This window comes from Helicobacter pylori FD535, from assembly GCF_000296015.2.
Taxonomy (GTDB): domain Bacteria; phylum Campylobacterota; class Campylobacteria; order Campylobacterales; family Helicobacteraceae; genus Helicobacter; species Helicobacter pylori_CT.
In genome coordinates this window covers 1-18,017 of record NZ_AKHP02000003.1, presented here as the reverse complement: position 1 = coordinate 18,017, position 18,017 = coordinate 1, and the positions used below count along the sequence as shown (strand labels likewise).

Annotated in this window: 15 protein-coding genes, 1 tRNA gene and 2 pseudogenes; 13 read left to right on the top strand and 5 right to left on the bottom strand. The window is 39.8% G+C overall.

All coding sequences use genetic code 11. The features are described from left to right. The 3 genes from DV63_RS10010 to DV63_RS10000 all read left to right on the top strand — a co-directional run. Positions 1-523, top strand: a 523-nt coding sequence (locus tag DV63_RS10010; RefSeq protein WP_020982359.1) for a helicase-related protein, incomplete at its 5' end; no start/stop codon positions are given. 20 nt (positions 524-543) lie between these two features. Further along, positions 544-1,632 carry a prohibitin family protein gene (locus DV63_RS10005; RefSeq protein ID WP_001121052.1) on the top strand — a complete coding sequence of 363 codons (1,089 nt, stop codon included), beginning with the start codon at positions 544-546 and terminating at the stop codon, positions 1,630-1,632. 6 nt (positions 1,633-1,638) lie between these two features. After that, entirely contained in the window at positions 1,639-2,178 is a 540-nt protein-coding gene (locus DV63_RS10000) for a DUF2393 domain-containing protein (RefSeq protein ID WP_000874909.1), read from the top strand. A gap of 48 nt (positions 2,179-2,226) precedes the next feature. On the opposite strand, the gene nikE is transcribed toward DV63_RS10000, so the two are convergent. The 3 genes from nikE to DV63_RS09985 all read right to left on the bottom strand — a co-directional run bounded on the left by nikE (position 2,227) and on the right by DV63_RS09985 (position 4,986). Then, entirely contained in the window at positions 2,227-3,777 is a 1,551-nt protein-coding gene (gene nikE, locus DV63_RS09995; protein WP_000889837.1) for a nickel ABC transporter ATP-binding protein NikE, read from the bottom strand. Positions 3,778-3,786: 9 nt separating this feature from the next. Continuing rightward, on the bottom strand, positions 3,787-4,809 hold the full coding sequence (locus DV63_RS09990; protein WP_000116863.1) for an ABC transporter permease: 1,023 nt from the start codon (positions 4,807-4,809) through the stop codon (positions 3,787-3,789). Between the two features lie 101 nt (positions 4,810-4,910). Next, positions 4,911-4,986, bottom strand: a tRNA-Ala gene (locus DV63_RS09985). Between the two features lie 158 nt (positions 4,987-5,144). Between DV63_RS09985 and hopF the strand changes: the two genes are divergently transcribed. From hopF to xseA, 7 genes are all read left to right on the top strand, one after another. Then, positions 5,145-6,581: a Hop family outer membrane protein HopF gene (gene hopF, locus DV63_RS09980; protein ID WP_000788595.1), complete on the top strand. Its 1,437-nt coding sequence runs from the start codon at positions 5,145-5,147 to the stop codon at positions 6,579-6,581. Between the two features lie 12 nt (positions 6,582-6,593). Beyond that, positions 6,594-8,012, top strand: a complete 1,419-nt coding sequence (gene hopG / locus DV63_RS09975; protein ID WP_017179745.1) for a Hop family outer membrane protein HopG — start codon at positions 6,594-6,596, stop codon at positions 8,010-8,012. A 98-nt stretch (positions 8,013-8,110) separates the two neighbouring features. Beyond that, a complete protein-coding gene (gene purA / locus DV63_RS09970) occupies positions 8,111-9,346 on the top strand; it encodes an adenylosuccinate synthase (RefSeq protein ID WP_000796209.1) in 1,236 nt (411 codons plus the stop codon). After that, positions 9,343-9,771 carry a flagellar export protein FliJ gene (locus tag DV63_RS09965; RefSeq protein ID WP_000712793.1) on the top strand — a complete coding sequence of 143 codons (429 nt, stop codon included), beginning with the start codon at positions 9,343-9,345 and terminating at the stop codon, positions 9,769-9,771. The genes purA and DV63_RS09965 overlap by 4 nt, the downstream gene beginning before the upstream one ends. Then, on the top strand, positions 9,764-10,423 hold the full coding sequence (locus DV63_RS09960) for a MotE family protein (RefSeq protein ID WP_001226748.1): 660 nt from the start codon (positions 9,764-9,766) through the stop codon (positions 10,421-10,423). Before DV63_RS09965 ends, DV63_RS09960 begins: the two co-directional genes overlap by 8 nt. Further along, on the top strand, positions 10,423-11,469 hold the full coding sequence (gene rseP / locus DV63_RS09955) for an RIP metalloprotease RseP (RefSeq protein WP_020982358.1): 1,047 nt from the start codon (positions 10,423-10,425) through the stop codon (positions 11,467-11,469). Before DV63_RS09960 ends, rseP begins: the two co-directional genes overlap by 1 nt. Positions 11,470-11,481: 12 nt before the next feature. Continuing rightward, a complete protein-coding gene (gene xseA / locus DV63_RS09950) occupies positions 11,482-12,744 on the top strand; it encodes an exodeoxyribonuclease VII large subunit (protein ID WP_000353833.1) in 1,263 nt (420 codons plus the stop codon). 18 nt (positions 12,745-12,762) lie between these two features. Here xseA and DV63_RS09945 read toward each other — a convergent pair. Continuing rightward, positions 12,763-13,917, bottom strand: a pseudogene (locus tag DV63_RS09945) (DNA methyltransferase). A gap of 10 nt (positions 13,918-13,927) precedes the next feature. Then, positions 13,928-14,386, bottom strand: coding sequence for a hypothetical protein (locus DV63_RS09940; RefSeq protein ID WP_000134349.1), 459 nt, complete (start codon positions 14,384-14,386; stop codon positions 13,928-13,930). 160 nt (positions 14,387-14,546) lie between these two features. On the opposite strand from DV63_RS09940, the pseudogene DV63_RS17740 reads away from it, so the two are divergent. The 3 genes and pseudogenes from DV63_RS17740 to DV63_RS09920 all read left to right on the top strand — a co-directional run. Next, a pseudogene (locus DV63_RS17740) lies at positions 14,547-15,026 on the top strand (BsaWI family type II restriction enzyme). Further along, positions 15,023-15,781: a DNA-methyltransferase gene (locus tag DV63_RS09925; protein ID WP_000806066.1), complete on the top strand. Its 759-nt coding sequence runs from the start codon at positions 15,023-15,025 to the stop codon at positions 15,779-15,781. The pseudogene DV63_RS17740 and the gene DV63_RS09925 overlap by 4 nt, the downstream one beginning before the upstream one ends. Before the next feature lie 72 nt (positions 15,782-15,853). Then, positions 15,854-18,017, top strand: a 2,164-nt coding sequence (locus tag DV63_RS09920; protein ID WP_020982357.1) for an ATP-dependent Clp protease ATP-binding subunit, incomplete at its 3' end; no start/stop codon positions are given.

The window sequence follows — 18,017 nt, the reverse complement described above, 5'->3', positions numbered from 1 at the left end:
TGGGCTAGACATTAGCGGTGTAAGCCATGTGTTTAATTACCACTTGCCCCTAAATACCGAGAGCTATATCCATCGCATCGGGAGAACCGGGCGAGCGGGCAAAAAAGGCATGGCGATCACTTTAGTAACCCCCTTAGAATACAAAGAGCTTTTACGCATGCAAAAAGAAATTGATTCAGAGATTGAACTTTTTGAGATTCCCACCATTAACGAAAACCAGATCATCAAAACCTTACATGACGCTAAAGTGTCTGAAGCAATCATCAGCCTTTATGAACAGCTTACCGAAATTTTTGAGCCGTCTCAATTAGTTTTAAAACTTTTGAGTTTGCAGTTTGAAACCAGCAAAATTGGCTTGAATCAGCAAGAAATTGATGCGATTCAAAATCCTAAAGAAAAAACGCCAAAAACCCCTAACAAAAAAACGCACCAACATGAGCAAGCGCGTTCTTTCAAAAAGGGTCAGCATAAAGACAGACACCCTAAAACAAACCACCATTCTAAAAAACCCAAACGCCGTTAAAATATTTAAAAAGGAAATTCATGCCCATTGATTTGAACGAACATTTAAAAAAGAAAAATCCTCAAAGAGAAACCCCCACGCCCAATACGCCTAATAATGGGGGGCGTTTCATCCCGCCGTCTAACTCTTTTAATTCTAAAAAACTATCGGTTTTAATTGTCATTGTCCTTTTAGGCGTTATCGCTTTTTTGGCCAAGCCTTTTGAAGTGATTAGCTCAGGAGAAATTGGCATTAAAATCACCGCCGGGAAATACGAGCCCACCCCCTTACAGCCAGGAATCCACTTTTTTGTGCCTATCATTCAAGACATCCTCATTGTGGATACAAGGATCAGAAATATCAATTTTTCACGCACCGAAGACATGGGCGTGGCGGGTAAAAACCAAGGGATTTTTAGAAACGACGCTATTAATGTGATGGATAGTAGGGGTTTGACCGTTTCTATTGAACTCACCGTGCAATACCGCCTAAACCCTCAAACCACCCCCCAAACGATCGCTACTTATGGCTTGTCTTGGGAGCAAAAAATCATCAACCCTGTGGTGCGCGATGTGGTGCGCTCTGTCGTGGGGCGCTATCCGGCTGAAGATTTACCCATTAAGCGCAATGAAATCGCCGCTCTTATCAATAGCGGTATCAATAAAGAAGTTTCTAAGCTCCCCAACACCCCTGTGGAATTAAGCTCTATCCAATTACGAGAAATCGTCTTGCCCGCTAAGATTAAAGAGCAAATTGAAAAAGTCCAAATCGCGCGCCAAGAATCAGAAAGGGTGAAATACGAGGTGGAGCGCTCCAAGCAAGAAGCTCAAAAACAAGCCGCTCTGGCTAAAGGGGAAGCGGACGCTAACAGGATTAAGGCTCAGGGCGTGGCTGATGCGATCGTGATTGAGGCTAAGGCAAAATCTCAAGCTAATTTAAGCATTTCGCAAAGCTTGAGCGACAAGCTTTTAAGACTGCGCCAAATTGAAGTTCAAGGCCAGTTTAATGAAGCGTTAAAAACGAACAATAACGCTCAAATCATGCTCACTCCAGGTGGGGCTGTGCCTAATATTTGGATTGACACTAAAAGCAAGGTTAAATCTAGTATTGCCGAGACTAAAGAGCCTTAAAAACGCATGGCGTTTCTTGGTTTTATCCAAGCTTTTTTGGAGTCTTTTAAGGGATTTTTAAGTCAAGCGACTTTAATCAGCGTTTTAATAGCGAGCGTTTTAATCCTTTTCTGCGCGATTTTGCTCCTTTTGGCTCTGCTTTTGAGAAACCGCTGGGCTAGCTATATAGCAACAGCAGCTTTTTTGGGCGCGTTTTTGAGCATGCCTTTTGTTTTGAATGTTTTACTCACTCAAGCGATTTACCCCATAGAAACACGCATCTTACACGCTAACCCTTTAAGTTATAGTAACGCCTTTTCTTTGCAAGTGGGAGTCAAAAACCATTCCAAATTTACTTTAAACAAATGCGTTTTACGCCTAGAAGTCCTTAAAAACCCTCACAATTTTGTAGAAGAGCATGCGTTTAAATGGTTTGTCAAAAAAAGCTATGAAAAAACCTTTAAAGAAAAGATTTTGCCCAAAGAATCTAAGGTTTTTTCATTCTTTATTGACAACTACCCTTATTCAAAAACAGCCCCCTATCAAGTTTCTTTGTTTTGTTTATAAAACACTAAAAGATAACACCCATTAAAAAGCGGTTAAAAACGCTTAAAGTTAAAGCCTGGATTCTAACAAACGCTTCGTATAAGCGTGCTTAGGGTTGTCAAACACCTCTTCAATAGCACCCATTTCTACGACTTTCCCCTCACTTACCACCAACACCTTATCGCAAAACGCTTTGATTACATCTAAATCATGGCTGATAAACAAATAGCTCAAATCCTGCTTTTCTTGTAAATTTAAAAGCAATTCCAACACGCTTTTTTGAATGCTTTTATCTAAAGCAGAAGTGGGCTCATCTAAAAGAATGATTTTAGGCTTTAAAGCAATCGCTCTAGCGATCGCCACCCTTTGGCGCTCCCCGCCGCTGAGTTCATAAGCGTAAAAGTTAAGCGATTCAGGGTTTAAACACACTTCTTCTAAACAAAGTTTTGCGAGATAATGCCATTCTTCTTTGGAAGCTTTAGGGTAAGCAAAGCGCAAAGCCTCTGTTAAAATGCTTTGAATGCTTAAGCGAGGGTTTAATGATGCGTAAGGGTCTTGAAACACCATTTGCAAAATCTTGCGGTAGGGTTTGAACGCCTTAGAATTTAAAAGCCCCACGCTTTGGCCTAAAATCTTTTCTTCCCCGCTGTTTAAAGCGAGTTTTAAAAGCCCCAACGCTAGAGAGCTTTTCCCGCTCCCGCTTTCGCCAATGATGCCGATGTTTTCTTTGGCTTTGAGGGAAAAATTGACCGATGCGATAAGGGGTTTTTTTAAAGAAGGCCTAAAAAAGCGTTTTTGCAAGTAATAAACGCTAAAATCTTTCACTTCTAAAAGCGTCTCGTCTAGCGCTTTTAAATTTTTAGCGGGCAAGTTTGAAGCTTGAATCAAGAGTTTTGAATATTCGTGCTTGGGGTCATTGAAAAGCTCTTTAGTAAAATTGGTTTCTACTATCTCGCCTTTTTTTAGCACATAAACCCTATCAGCCAAGCGTTTGACCGCTTTTAAATCATGGCTAATGAATAAAAGGGCGATGTTTTTTTCCGCACTCAATCGCTTGAGCAAGTCTAAAATCTGGTTTTGGATTTGCGCATCTAATGCGGTGGTAGGCTCATCGCAAATGAGCAGTTTGGGCGCATTAATAATGCCCATAGCGATACACACCCTTTGGCGCTGCCCTCCGCTCAATTCATAAGGGTAACGATCCAAAAATTTTTCATCTAATTGGACTTGCCGCATGGCGTTTGAAACTTTTTCTTTAAGGAGCGTTTTAGAAGCGTTTTTGTGGTGTAAAAAATAGGCTTCACTCATTTGCTTGCCGATTTTATGCAAGGGGTTTAGGCTGGATAGGGGGTCTTGAGCGATGTAAGCGATCGCATTACCCCTTAAATGCTGCATAAACGCTTCGCTTTCTTTTAAAAGGTTGGTTGTTTCAAACAACACTCCACCATTATGAGGCTTGAATCTGGGGTTTAAACGCATGATGATATTAGCGATAGAGCTTTTCCCGCTCCCGCTCTCGCCCACGATCGCCACCCTTTCGCTAGGATTTAACGAAATATTGATGTTTTGGAGCGAAAAATGCGCGTTTAAAACGCAGTTCAAGTTTTTGATTTCTAGCATGCAACCCCCTTATTTGAGCATGTTGGCGTTGAAAGCATCGCGCACCCCTTCGCCAATGAACACCAAAACCGAAAGCAACAAGCTAATGGCTACAAACGCAACGATGGCTAAATGAGGCGTAGTGAGATTATCTTTCCCTTGATTAACTAGTTCGCCCAAACTCGCGCTCCCTATAGGCATGCCAAAACCCAAGAAATCCAAAGACACTAAAGTAGAAATGCTAGCCGCCATTAAAAACGGCACATAAGTGATCGTCGCTACTAAAGCGTTGGGTAAAACATGGTAGAAAATGATTTTTAAATCATTCACCCCAAGCGCTCTAGCGGCTTTGGTGTAGTCCATATTCCTTGCTTTTAAAAACTCCGTGCGCACGACTTGAGAAAGCCCCATCCAGCTAAAGAGCAAGACTAAAAATAAAATGATCCAGAAATTAGAATTAAACGCGCTAGAAATCACAATGAGTAAAAAAAGCATAGGGATCGCGCTCCAAATCTCGCTCAACCTTTGCCCCACTAAATCCATTAACCCTCCATAATACCCCTGAAACGCTCCCAAACTCACGCCAATAAGAACGCTAAAAAGGGTGAGTAAAATCCCAAACACTAACGAAACACGATAGCCATAAACCAGTCTGGCTAACACATCTCTGGCTTGATCGTCTGTGCCTAAAAGGTGTTTGAAGCTTGGAGGGGTGGGGGCAGGCGAGTCTAAATCCATAATGATCGTATCGTAGCTATAGGGGATGAGCGCATGGATAATGAAAGCGTCTTTTAAAAGCGTGTTTTTCACATAAGGATCGTTATAATCCGTAGGGGTGAAAAAATCGCCTCCAAACTCCACTTCTGCATAGTTTTTAAACATGGGGAAATACGCCTTATTATCTTTATAGATGAATAAGGGGCGATCATTCACCCACAAGGGGGCTAAAAGAGAAAGCGCTAATAAAGCGATAAAAAGATAGAGCGAAAACACCGCCCGCTTATTCTTTTTAAAACTAAGAATGCGCATTTTAAACAAACTGCTCACGCTCAAACTCCCTTGATGAAAAACAATTCCTAAGATTATAATTAATTATAGGTAATACGAGCAAGAAAATGGGTTTGATCCATGAAGAAAGAGAATAAGCGTAATAATGGTGGAGTGTAGGGGGTTCGAACCCCTGACCTCAACGCTGCCAGCGTTGTGCTCTCCCAACTGAGCTAACACCCCAAATAAAATTAAGCAAGCATTATAACATTTTGCTTAAAAGATGTCAATTTGATGCTTTTTTGAAACACTTAATAGCAAATTAAGAATGATTGTTTTAAAATTAGAAAATTTCTTTTATGGATTAAGTAAAATCACTTATCAAAGCAAAAAGGATATTTTTGAAAAACCACTCCTTTAAAAAAACGATCGCTCTTTCCTTTCTAGCGGGCATGTCTTTGTGTAATGCTGAAGAAGATGGGGCGTTTTTTGTCATAGATTATCAAACGAGTTTGGCCAGACAGGAATTGAAAAATCCAGGCTTCACTCAAGCGCAAGAATTAAAGCAGTTGATTAGAGATGGGGCTGTGAGGTTGCAAACTTCTGCCATTCCCTTATCCTACTACTTGGATATTTTGGGGAATAAAACAAAGATTCTTTTGAGTGAAAGCCTGAAAAACAATGCGCAACCACAAAACGGACCATCAAACCAAGCCTTAGCCAATTTAGAGCAATCTCTAGGGATTTTAGGAAAACTATTAGATCTATCCCAACAATACGCTAATCAGGGTGTCATTAAGCCTTTGGTGGTGGATGTAGGGAAAGAACAAATCGGCATCACTGATAGCATGCTCTTAGTGGCTCAAAACATCGTTTTAGCTTTAGGGCAAGTGGATTTGAGCAAAATCCAACAAAACAATAACCAACAGCTATACGAGAACATCATGAAAGTCATGCTTTTAGGCGCGGGCGGGACTAATGGAGCGTATAATGGCGTGAGCGTGGGCGATATTGCCGCAGGCATGCAAAATTTTTCTTCGCAAACGGGCTTGATAGGGGCTAATTCTACGGTTGGCGAACTCAATGCTTTGATTAAAAGCGGGATTTCTTTAGATCGTGAGACTTTGGGGTTAGGGAATTTTATTGAAAAAAATATCTGTAGCAATGCATCGTCTTGTTTTAGCCAAAACCAGCTTATCTATAAGAAAGGGCTAGACAGAGTCATAGGCATCATCAATACGAGCTTGAATCAGTTTGAATCTTCGGCTAGTTCTCTTTATAAGATTTCTTATATCCCCAACCTCTTTTCGCTCAGAGACTACCAGTCAGCGAGCATGAACGGCTTTGGGGCTAAGATGGGTTATAAACAATTTTTCACCCATAAGAAAAATGTTGGCTTAAGGTATTATGGGTTTTTGGATTACGGCTATGCGAATTTTGGCGATACGAATTTAAAAGTGGGAGCAAATCTTGTTACTTATGGAGTAGGAACGGATTTTTTATACAATTTCTTTGAACGCTCCAGAAGAAGGGAAAGAACTGCGATCGGTCTTTTCTTTGGCGCTCAAATTGCAGGGCAAACTTGGAGCACTAATGTAACGAACTTATTGAGCGGGCAAAGGCCTGATGTCAAGTCCAGTTCGTTCCAATTCTTGTTTGATTTGGGCTTGCGCACCAACTTTGCAAAAACCCATTTCAATAAGCACAAGCTAGACCAAGGGATAGAATTTGGGGTGAAAATCCCTGTTATCGCTCATAAATATTTTGCAACCCAAGGCTCAAGCGCGAGCTATATGAGGAATTTTAGCTTCTATGTGGGCTATTCAGTCGGTTTTTAAGGAAGGCTCTTGATGAAAAATACCAATACAAAAGAGATAAAGAATACAAGAATGGAAAAAGGTTATAGTCAATACCATGCGCTCAAAAAAGGGCTTTTAAAAACCGCTCTGCTTTTTAGCCTTCCTTTAAGCATGGCGTTAGCTGAAGATGATGGCTTTTATATGGGAGTGGGCTATCAAATCGGTGGTGCACAACAAAACATCAATAACAAAGGCAGCACCCTAAGGAATAATGTCATTGATGATTTCCGCCAAGTGGGCGTGGGTATGGCAGGGGGTAACGGGCTTTTAGCCTTAGCGACAAACACGACCATGGACGCTCTTTTAGGGATAAGCAATCAAATTGTCAATACTAATACAACTGTTGGCAACAACAACGCAGAGTTAACCCAGTTTAAAAAAATACTCCCCCAAATTGAGCAACGCTTTGAAACGAATAAAAACGCTTATAGCGTTCAAGCCTTGCAAGTGTATTTGAGTAATGTGCTTTATAACTTGGTTAATAATAGTAATAATGGCAGTAATAATGGAGTCGTTCCTGAATATGTAGGGATTATAAAAGTTCTCTATAATTCTCAAAGTGAATTCAGTCTCTTAGCCACGGAGAGCGTGGCGCTTTTAAACGCACTTACAAGGGTGAATCTGGATAGCAATTCGGTGTTTTTAAAAGGGCTATTAGCCCAAATGCAGCTTTTTAATGACACTTCTTCAGCAAAGCTAAACCAAATCGCAGAAAGCTTGAATAAGAGCGGTGGTGCAGGATCCATGCTTCAAAAGGATGTGAAAACCATCTCGGATCGAATCGCTACTTATCAAGAGAATCTAAAACAGCTAGGAGGAATGCTAAACAATTACGATGAGCCATACCTACCTCAATTTGGGCCAGGTAGAAGCTCTCAGCATGGGGTTATTAATGGCTTTGGCATTCAAATGGGCTATAAGCAATTTTTTGGGAACAAGAGGAATATAGGCTTGCGGTATTACGCTTTCTTTGATTATGGCTTTACGCAATTGGGCAGTCTTAGCAGTGCTGTTAAAGCGAATATCTTTACTTATGGCGCTGGCACGGACTTTTTATGGAATATCTTTAGAAGGGTTTTTAGCGATCAGTCCTTGACTGTGGGGGTGTTTGGGGGCATTCAAATAGCGGGTAACACTTGGGATAGCTCTTTAAGAGGCCAAATTGAAAACTCGTTTAAAGAATACCCCACTCCCACGAATTTCCAATTTTTGTTTAATTTGGGCTTAAGGGCTCATTTTGCCAGCACCATGCACCGCCGGTTTTTGAGCGCGTCTCAAAGCATTCAGCATGGGATGGAATTTGGCGTGAAAATCCCGGCTATCAATCAAAGGTATTTGAAAGCGAATGGGGCTGATGTGGATTACAGGCGTTTGTATGCGTTCTATATCAATTACACGATAGGTTTTTAAGCTCTTTTTAGGGCTTATAAAGAGGCTCTTTACTTTTTTTTGGTATTCTAACAAGCTTTCAAACAATCCAATCTACTTTGTTTTAAGGATAATATTTTATGGCAGATGTCGTTGTGGGGATCCAGTGGGGAGATGAGGGGAAGGGAAAAATTGTTGATAGGATCGCTAAAGATTATGACTTTGTGGTGCGCTATCAAGGCGGGCATAACGCTGGGCATACCATTGTGCATAAGGGGGTTAAGCATTCTTTGCATTTAATGCCCTCAGGGGTTTTATACCCCCAATGCAAGAACATCATTTCTAGCGCGGTGGTCGTGAGCGTTAAGGATTTGTGCGAAGAAATCAGTGCGTTTGAGGATTTAGAAAATCGTTTGTTTGTCAGCGACAGAGCCCATGTGATCTTGCCCTATCATGCCAAAAAAGACGCTTTTAAAGAAAAATCTCAAAACATCGGCACGACTAAAAAAGGCATAGGCCCTTGCTATGAGGATAAAATGGCGAGGAGCGGGATAAGAATGGGGGATTTATTAGACGATAAAATCTTAGAAGAAAAACTAAACGCTCATTTCAAAGCCATTGAGCCTTTTAAGGAAGCGTATGATTTGGGCGAGAATTACGAAAAAGATTTGAGAGGGTATTTTAAAGCTTACGCTCCAAAAATTCGCCCCTTTATCAAAGACACGACAAGTATGCTGATAGGAGCGAACCAAAAGGGTGAAAAAATCTTGCTAGAAGGGGCGCAAGGCACGCTTTTAGACATTGATTTAGGGACTTACCCTTTTGTAACAAGCTCTAACACCACGAGCGCTAGCGCTTGCGTGAGCACCGGCTTAAACCCTAAAGCGATCAATGAAGTGATAGGCATCACAAAAGCCTACTCCACTCGTGTGGGTAATGGGCCTTTCCCTAGCGAAGACACGACACCCATGGGCGATCATTTAAGAATTAAGGGCGCGGAGTTTGGCACGACAACCAAGCGCCCAAGGCGTTGCGGGTGGCTGGATTTGGTGGCTTTAAAATACGCTTGCGCTTTGAATGGTTGCACGCAATTAGCGTTAATGAAATTAGATGTTTTAGACGGGATTGATGCGATCAAGGTGTGCGTGGCTTATGAAAGAAAGGGCGAAAGATTAGAGGCTTTCCCTAGCGATCTGAAAGATTGCACTCCGATCTATCAAACTTTTAAGGGCTGGGAAAAAAGCGCGGGTGTGAGAAAATCAGACGATTTAGAGCCAAACGCTAGAGAGTATATCGCTTTTATTGAAAAAGAAGTGGGGGTAAAAATCCGCCTTATTTCTACAAGCCCTGAAAGAGAAGACACGATTTTTCTATGAAAAAATTCGCTTCTGTATTGGTGCAATTAAAAACCCTTGCGTTAGAAAAAATAGAGCAAAAGCTTGAAAGCAAGCGTTTAGAATTGCGGCAAAAGGAGCGAGAAATTTTGGACAAACAAGCCCAATTGAGCGCGTTTAAAAACCCTGAATTGGGGGGAATGAGCCTTTTTTTACAAACCCAGCAATTAAAAAGCGCTCTAAGAATGGAGATAGAACATTACCAACAAGAGAGCGAGAATTTAACTAAGGATTTAAAAATTTTAGAAAAAGATTACCTTTTGGCTAACCAGGAATTAGAAAAAGCTAAAATCATTTTAGAAAATGAAAAGCAAAAAGAAAAGAAAATTGTGGAAAAAAAAGAGCAGGCTCTTTTGGACGAAAACGCCATGATTTTACACTGGCAAAAAGAGGGCTTGCATGCGTAAAATCTTGTTAATGGGCTTGATTTTACAAGTGCTCTTTAGTGAAGAAGCCGCACAAGAATTGTTGCAATGCTCTGCGATTTTTGAATCTAAAAAAGCCGAATTAAAAGACGATTTGCGCCGATTGAGCGAAAAAGAGCAGTCTTTAAGGATCTTGCAAACCGAAAACGCCCGCCTTTTAGATGAAAAAACCGATCTGTTAAACCAAAAAGAAAAAGAAGTGGAAGAAAAACTGAAAGATTTAGCCGCTAAAGAAGAAGCCTTTAAAACCTTACAAACGGAAGAAAGAAAACGCCTTAAAAATTTGATAGAAGAAAACGAAGGCATTTTAAGAGGAATCAAGCAGGCTAAAGACAGCAAGATTGGCGAGACTTATTCTAAGATGAAGGATTCTAAGTCCGCCTTGATTTTAGAAAATCTACCCACTCAAAACGCCTTAGAAATTTTAATGGCGCTAAAACCCCAAGAACTCGGTAAAATTTTAGCCAAGATGGATCCTAAAAAAGCGGCGGCTTTGACAGAGTTGTGGCAAAAACCCCCACGAGAAAATAAAGAAATCCCAAAAACCATACCACCCACGCCCCCTATAGCGCCCACGCCTTTAAAAGAGCCGATGATAAAAGATCCTAACACCAAAGAGCCTGCAGGGGTATGATGTTCATTGCAGCGGTTTTGATGCTGGCGTTTTTAATCTTTGTCCATGAATTAGGGCATTTCACTATCGCTAGGATTTGTGGGGTGAAGGTAGAAGTCTTTAGCATTGGTTTTGGTAAAAAACTCTGTTTTTTTAAACTTTTTGGCACGCAATTCGCTTTGTCTTTGATCCCGCTTGGGGGCTATGTGAAATTAAAGGGCATGGACAAAGAAGAAGATGGAACGAATGAAACCGCAGATGACAGCTACGCACAAAAAAGCCCTTTCCAAAAGCTATGGATACTATTTGGGGGGGCGTTTTTTAATTTTCTTTTTGCGGTTTTAGTGTATTTTTTTCTGGCATTGAGCGGGGAAAAAGTCTTACTGCCCATCATTGGCAATTTAGAAAAAAACGCGCTAGAAGCCGGGCTGTTAAAAGGGGATAAAATCCTTTCTATCAACCACGAAAAAATAGCGAGTTTTAGAGAGATTAGAAGCGTAGTGGCGCACTCTAGAGGCGAGTTGGTTTTGGAAATAGAGCGCAACCATCAGATTTTAGAAAAACGACTGACCCCCAAAATCGTAGCGATAATAAGCGATTCTAACGATCCTAATGAAATCATCAAATACAAAGCGATAGGCATCAAGCCGGACATGCAAAAAACAGGCGTTGTCTCTTATTCCTTGTTCCAAGCGTTTGAACAGGCCTTGAGTCGGTTTAAAGAGGGCGTTGTTTTGATCGTGGATTCTTTAAAGCGTTTGGTTACAGGGAGCGCTTCAGTTAAAGAATTGAGCGGGGTGGTAGGCATTGTGGGAGCGTTAAGCCATGCCAATAGTGTGAGCATGCTTTTGTTGTTTGGGGCGTTTTTGTCCATCAATTTAGGGATTTTAAATTTATTACCCATTCCAGCGTTGGATGGGGCGCAAATGCTAGGGGTTGTTTTTAAAAATATTTTTAAGATCACTTTGCCAGCGTTTATGCAAAATGCGTTATGGCTAGCGGGTGTGGGGTTTTTGGTTTTTATCATGTTTTTAGGGCTTTTCAATGACCTCACTCGTTTGCTATAAAAGGGGGAGCTAATGGATATATTGAGCGTGAGTGAAATCAATGCGCAAATCAAAGCCCTTTTAGAAGTGACTTTTTTGCAAGTTAGGGTTCAAGGGGAAGTGAGTAATTTGACTATCCATAAGGTGAGCGGCCATGCGTATTTTTCGCTCAAAGACAGCCAGTCAGTTATCAGATGCGTGCTGTTTAAAGGGAATATTAACAGGCTCAAATTCGCTTTAAAAGAAGGGCAGGAAATGGTTGTTTTTGGGGGCATTAGCGTGTATGCTCCAAGGGGGGATTATCAAATCAATTGCTTTGAAATAGAGCCTAAAGATATAGGTTCATTAACCCTAGCTTTAGAGCAATTGAAAGAAAAATTACGCCTTAAGGGCTATTTTGATGAAGCCCATAAATTACCCAAACCGCATTTTCCTAAACGAGTGGCAGTCATCACTTCTCAAAATTCAGCCGCTTGGGCGGACATGAAAAAGATCGCTTCCAAACGATGGCCGATGTGCGAATTGGTTTGCATCAATACTTTAATGCAAGGGGAGGGCTGCGTTCAAAGCGTGGTGGAGAGCATCGCTTATGCGGATAGTTTTCATGACACAAAAAACGCTTTTGATGCGATTGTAATGGCTAGGGGTGGAGGAAGCATGGAGGATTTGTATTCTTTCAATGATGAGAAAATCGTTGAGGTGTTGTATTGGGCTAAAACTTTCAGCATGTCAGCTATTGGGCATGAGAGCGATTTTTTATTGAGCGATTTAGCGGCGGATTTAAGGGCTTCTACGCCTTCAAACGCAATGGAAATTTTACTCCCTAGCAGCGATGAATGGTTGCAAAGACTTGATGGGTTTCATTTGAAATTGCACCGCTCTTTTAAAATTTTGCTCCATCAAAAAAAGGCACATTTAGAGCATTTAGAGGCTTCTTTAAAACGATTGAGTTTTGAAAACAAGCACCATTTAAACGCTTTAAAACTAGAAAAACTAAAAATCGCTTTAGAAAATAAAACCTTAGAATTTTTACGCTTTAAAAAAACGCTTTTAGAAAAAATCTCTACTCAAACATTAACAAGCCCTTTTTTACAAACTAAAACAGAGCGATTAAATAGGCTAGAGAGCGCCCTTAAACTCGCTCATGCAAATTTGAAATTGCCCCAATTTGGGGCGTTGGTGAGCAAGAATAATCAAGCGATAGAATTAGAAGCATTGAAAATAGGCGATAAAATTGAATTGAATAACGAAAAAGCCAGAGCGAGCGCTGAAATTTTGAGCGTGGATAGGGTGTAGGGGTTTGAAAAATAATATTTAAAATAAAATAGATTTTGTTTTTAAAATTTCGTATTCATGGCTTTTGATGATCTTTTCTAAACGCAACAGCATGATGTTTGAAATCGTGTTTTGATACCCCTTGTTTTTTAAAATGCTAATAGCTTGCGGGTTATTTTAAATTGTTTCTTCTTTTTGGCACAAATAAAAAGACCAATTCAAATAATAATCCTTATTAACTTCTATAACCGCTTGCGCTGTTGTCCCGCTACCGGCAAAAAAATCTAAAATAATAGAATCTTTAGGGGTGGAGCATAATAATAAATATTTGATCAATGCTACAGGTTTTGGCGTCTTAAAAAGCCCCTTTAAGCCTAATTTTTCTAAATCTTTTGTGCCTTGTCGGCTATAAAAATCCAGCACGCTCAAACAATTGTCTTGTGATTCTTTCAAATAATATTTTTCATAAGGGCGATTATTCTTAAAAATAAGTCTATTTTGATAATATAACTCCTTAAGCTTTTCATCGCTGCTCCACCCTCTGCTTTTTAAGGGTTCTAAAAAAAGATTGATTTCTTGTATCGCTACACTGCGTGGGTTTGAAGGCGTGGATAAATCTTTAGCGGAATAAATCTCACCTTTTTCATCCACTAAATTGTAATTTTTTAAAAAATTAAAATGTTCTTTTTGGGATAACTCTTTGATCTGTTCTTTTAAGACGAGTTGGGCTTGAGCTTGCCCTTTTTGTTTGAAAACATTCTTAATCGTTCGCATTAAATCTTTTAATGGTTTAGCGTAAATGGGCAAAAGCGTTCGTAAGATTTTAAAACCAGGAGCGAACGCTTTATTTTTGGCGTAGCTTAAAACGTATTCATGGGTAATATTGATGTGTTTAGCGTTAGATCTTGTGGCTTGTTTAGTGATAAAAGTGCCTAAAAAATTGCGCGTTCCAAAAATCTCATTGGCAATGATTTTAACTTCAGCCATTTTATTATCATCTATAGAAATAAAAATACAACCGCTTTGTTTTAACACAGCCTTCGCTAAAATCAAATGTTCTTTAATCCATTTTTCATAGTCAGCATGATCGTCTTCATATTCAAAGTTAGAACTCTTAGTGTTATAAGGGGGGTCTATATAGATCGTTTGGATGCTTTCTTTTTCTATCCTTTTCAAACACTCCAAAGCTTCCATGATAAAAACTTTATGCAAAATGGTTTTCCCAAGAAAAACGACCAAACTTGAGATTAAAAAGATTGATCAGCTCTTGTTCTTTTGAATCAATGGGTTTCATTTTAAATTCAAATTCTTTGATTAACTTACTAATTCCTATCGTTTGAGTTGAACGCCTCCTTTCGTTATGACACTCTTTCACTTTTTGTTCTAAATACAATCCCATTTCAGGGTGTTTTCCATAAACAATGAATAAAAGATTAGAAATATTATTCCAAACGCCCACGGCTAAAGTCGTTTTAATACCGCAAAAAACTTTGGCTTTTTCTAAAGTGGTGTCATTAAAAGTCGCGCTCCAAGTTTTACTTTGAAAGGATACTTGTTTGATTTCTAAAAATTCATCGCTTAAACTTCTTTTGGCGTCAAGACCAAAAATCCCAAAGATTGATTTAAAAATCGCATATCTAACCCTTTGATTAAACTCTGTCAATGTTATTTTAGTAAAAACATATCATTCATTAACAATACTTTTAAGCAGAATATCTAAAATTTGCATTTCATTTTTGTCATAAGCTTGTTTAAACACCAGCCTATTATAAAAAAGTTTTGTATTATAATTTGATTGATTTCTATTGATTAAGGTGTTTGAATTGGGTTTAGCCGATATTATTTTGAGAGCGTTTTTAAAGATTTTATGAGAGGACAGCCTGAGCCCTACAAGTTTCTACAGGTTTTTTATGTGCAAGAAAAAGAACGCTTTTTAAACCATAAAATGAACGATTATATTCAGCAAAATAAAAGCAAGGAAGAGGCTAGCATTTTGGCCAGACAAGGCTTTGTGAGCGCCATTGGAAGGGTGTTAGAAAAAATCATAGAACTTTTATTAAAAGATTTTTGTATTAAAATGGAAATTAAAACTCTTACAATCGCCTATAACTTCTCATATTAAAGTTTTTATGATAACGCCGGATAACGATGATGAGATCAGTTTTAAAGACAAGCCTAAAAAAGCCAGGATCGTCATGGAGCATGAATTAGACGGCCTCTATTTGGCCAAAAGCCATTTTGATCAAAGCTCTAAAATTAAGGGTATAGAAAATTTATCAGAAGATTTAAAAAGGCTTTTATGAAACCTTATTTCAGTTTGGAAAAATTGGATTTATACCATGGCGATGCGAGCGTTTTAGAGACTTTTGAAAAAGGTTTTTATGACTTGTGCGTCACTTCACCGCCCTATAATTTGAGCGTTGAATATCAAGGGAGTAATGATTTTAGGGCTTATGATGATTATTTAAATTGGTGTAAAAATTGGCTTAAAAATTGTTATTTTTGGGGTAAGGAACAGGCGAGATTGTGTTTGAATGTCCCTTTAGACACGAATAAACACGGCAAGCAAAGTTTGGGGGCAGATATTATTGCAATAGCTAAAGAATGCGGTTGGAAATACCAAAATACGATCATTTGGAATGAAAGCAATATCTCAAGACGCACCGCTTGGGGGAGTTGGCTGCAAGCGAGTGCGCCTTATGCTATCGCTCCTGTGGAGTTGATCGTTGTTTTTTATAAAAACGAATACAAACGCCAAAAACAAACTTCTACGATGAGTAGAGAGGAATTTTTACTCTACACTAATGGGCTATGGAGTTTTAGCGGCGAATCCAAAAAGCGCTTGAAACACCCAGCCCCATTCCCAAGGGAATTACCCAGGCGTTGCATCAAATTGTTTTCTTTTTTGGAAGACACGATTTTTGATCCTTTTAGCGGATCTGGCACGACTATTTTAGAAGCGAACGCTTTAGGGCGTTTTAGCGTGGGTTTAGAGATTGAAAAAGAATATTGCGAGTTGTCTAAAAAGCGTATTTTGGAGAGTTTGTCATTAGTGTGAGCGTTTTAAAAAACCTTTGAAGGTTAAAATAGTGTAAAATAGTAAGATTTTAAAACTCAAAAAGGATTGATAATGAACTTATTTGAAAAAATGACTGACCAATTGCATGAGACTTTAGACAGCGCGCTCGCTCTAGCTTTACACCATAAAAACGCTGAAGTAACGCCCTTGCACATGCTTTTTGTCATGCTGAATAACTCCCAAGGCATCCTCATTCAAGCCTTACAAAAAATGTCTGTGGATATTCAAGCCTTAAGGCTTAGCGTTCAAAGCGAGTTGGATAAGTTTGCTAAAGTTTCACAAATCAACAAGCAAAATATCCAATTAAACCAAGCTCTAATCCAAAGCTTAGAAAACGCTCAAGGCTTGATGGCTAAAATGGGCGATTCTTTCATCGCTACAGATGTGTATCTTTTGGCGAACATGAGCCTTTTTGAAAGCGTTCTAAAGTCTTATTTAGACACCAAGGAATTGCAAAAAACTTTAGAATCTTTAAGAAAAGGCAGAACTATCCAAGATAAAAACGATGATTCCAATTTGGAAAGTTTGGAAAAATTCGGTATTGATTTGACGCAAAAAGCCTTAGAAAATAAGCTCGATCCGGTGATCGGGAGGGATGAAGAAATCATTCGCATGATGCAAATTTTGATAAGAAAAACAAAAAATAACCCTATTTTATTAGGTGAGCCTGGAGTGGGGAAAACGGCGGTTGTGGAGGGTTTGGCCCAACGCATTGTGAATAAGGAAGTGCCTAAAACGCTTTTGAACAAACGAGTTGTCGCTTTAGATTTGAGCTTATTGGTGGCTGGAGCGAAATACAGAGGCGAGTTTGAAGAGCGCTTGAAAAAGGTGATTGAAGAAGTTAAAAAAAGCGCGAATGTGATTTTATTCATTGATGAAATCCACACGATCGTGGGGGCTGGGGCTAGTGAGGGGGGCATGGATGCGGCTAATATTTTAAAACCCGCGCTCGCTAGGGGGGAATTACACACCATTGGAGCGACCACCCTGAAAGAATACCGCAAATATTTTGAAAAAGATATGGCATTACAAAGGCGTTTCCAACCCATTTTACTCAATGAGCCTAGCATCAATGAGGCTTTACAGATTTTAAGGGGGCTAAAAGAAACTTTAGAAACGCACCATAACATCACTATCAATGACTCCGCGCTCATAGCGAGCGCTAAACTCTCTAGCCGTTACATCACCGATAGGTTTTTACCCGATAAAGCGATTGATTTGATTGATGAGGGGGCGGCTCAATTAAAAATGCAAATGGAATCAGAGCCGGCAAAACTTTCTGGCGTTAAGCGCTCCATCCAAAGACTGGAAATGGAAAAACAAGCCCTTGAAATGGAAAAAAAAGAGAGCAATGCCAAACGCATGGAAGAAATCCTTAAAGAATTGAGCGGTTTGAAAGAAGAAAAAATCCAATTAGAAGCGCAGTTTGAAAACGAAAAAGAAGTGTTTAAAGAAATTTCACGCTTGAAAATGGAAACAGAAAATTTGAAAAGAGAGGCTGAGAGGTTTAAGCGCAATGGGGATTACCAGCAAGCGGGCGAAATTGAATACTCTAAAATCCCTGAAAACAAAAAGAAAGAAGAAGAATTGCAGCACAAATGGGAAACGATGCAACAAAACGGGGCGTTGTTGCAAAACGCTTTAACCGAAAACAACATCGCTGAGATCGTGAGCCAATGGACGCATATCCCGGTCCAAAAAATGCTCCAAAGCGAAAAAAATAGGGTTTTAAACATTGAAAGCGAATTGCAAAAAAGAGTGGTGGGGCAAGAAAAAGCGATCAAAGCGATCGCTAAAGCGATTAAAAGGAATAAGGCCGGGCTTAGCGATAGCAATAAGCCCATAGGGAGTTTCCTCTTTTTAGGGCCAACAGGCGTGGGTAAAACCGAGAGCGCTAAAGCTTTGGCGCAATTCTTGTTTGATAGCGATAAAAATCTTATAAGAATTGACATGAGCGAATACCTAGAAAAGCATGCCATAAGCCGTCTTATTGGGGCCGCTCCTGGGTATGTGGGCTATGAAGAAGGCGGGCAATTGACCGAAGCGGTGCGCAGAAAACCCTATAGCGTGGTGCTGTTAGATGAAGTGGAAAAAGCCCATCCGGATGTGTTTAATCTCTTGTTGCAGGTTTTAGATGAAGGGCATTTAACCGATAGTAAGGGCGTGAGGGTGGATTTCAAAAACACGATTTTGATTTTAACCAGCAATGTGGCTA

Bases quoted from the DNA above. Each gene is read 5' to 3' on its own strand.
- DV63_RS10005 (WP_001121052.1), top strand. From the start codon at position 544: ATGCCCATTGATTTGAACGAACATTTAAAAAAGAAAAATCCTCAAAGA.
- DV63_RS10000 (WP_000874909.1), top strand. From the start codon at position 1,639: ATGGCGTTTCTTGGTTTTATCCAAGCTTTTTTGGAGTCTTTTAAGGGA.
- nikE (WP_000889837.1), bottom strand. From the start codon at position 3,777: ATGCTAGAAATCAAAAACTTGAACTGCGTTTTAAACGCGCATTTTTCG.
- hopG (WP_017179745.1), top strand. From the start codon at position 6,594: ATGAAAAATACCAATACAAAAGAGATAAAGAATACAAGAATGGAAAAA.
- purA (WP_000796209.1), top strand. From the start codon at position 8,111: ATGGCAGATGTCGTTGTGGGGATCCAGTGGGGAGATGAGGGGAAGGGA.
- DV63_RS09965 (WP_000712793.1), top strand. From the start codon at position 9,343: ATGAAAAAATTCGCTTCTGTATTGGTGCAATTAAAAACCCTTGCGTTA.
- DV63_RS09960 (WP_001226748.1), top strand. From the start codon at position 9,764: ATGCGTAAAATCTTGTTAATGGGCTTGATTTTACAAGTGCTCTTTAGT.
- rseP (WP_020982358.1), top strand. From the start codon at position 10,423: ATGTTCATTGCAGCGGTTTTGATGCTGGCGTTTTTAATCTTTGTCCAT.
- xseA (WP_000353833.1), top strand. From the start codon at position 11,482: ATGGATATATTGAGCGTGAGTGAAATCAATGCGCAAATCAAAGCCCTT.
- DV63_RS09925 (WP_000806066.1), top strand. From the start codon at position 15,023: ATGAAACCTTATTTCAGTTTGGAAAAATTGGATTTATACCATGGCGAT.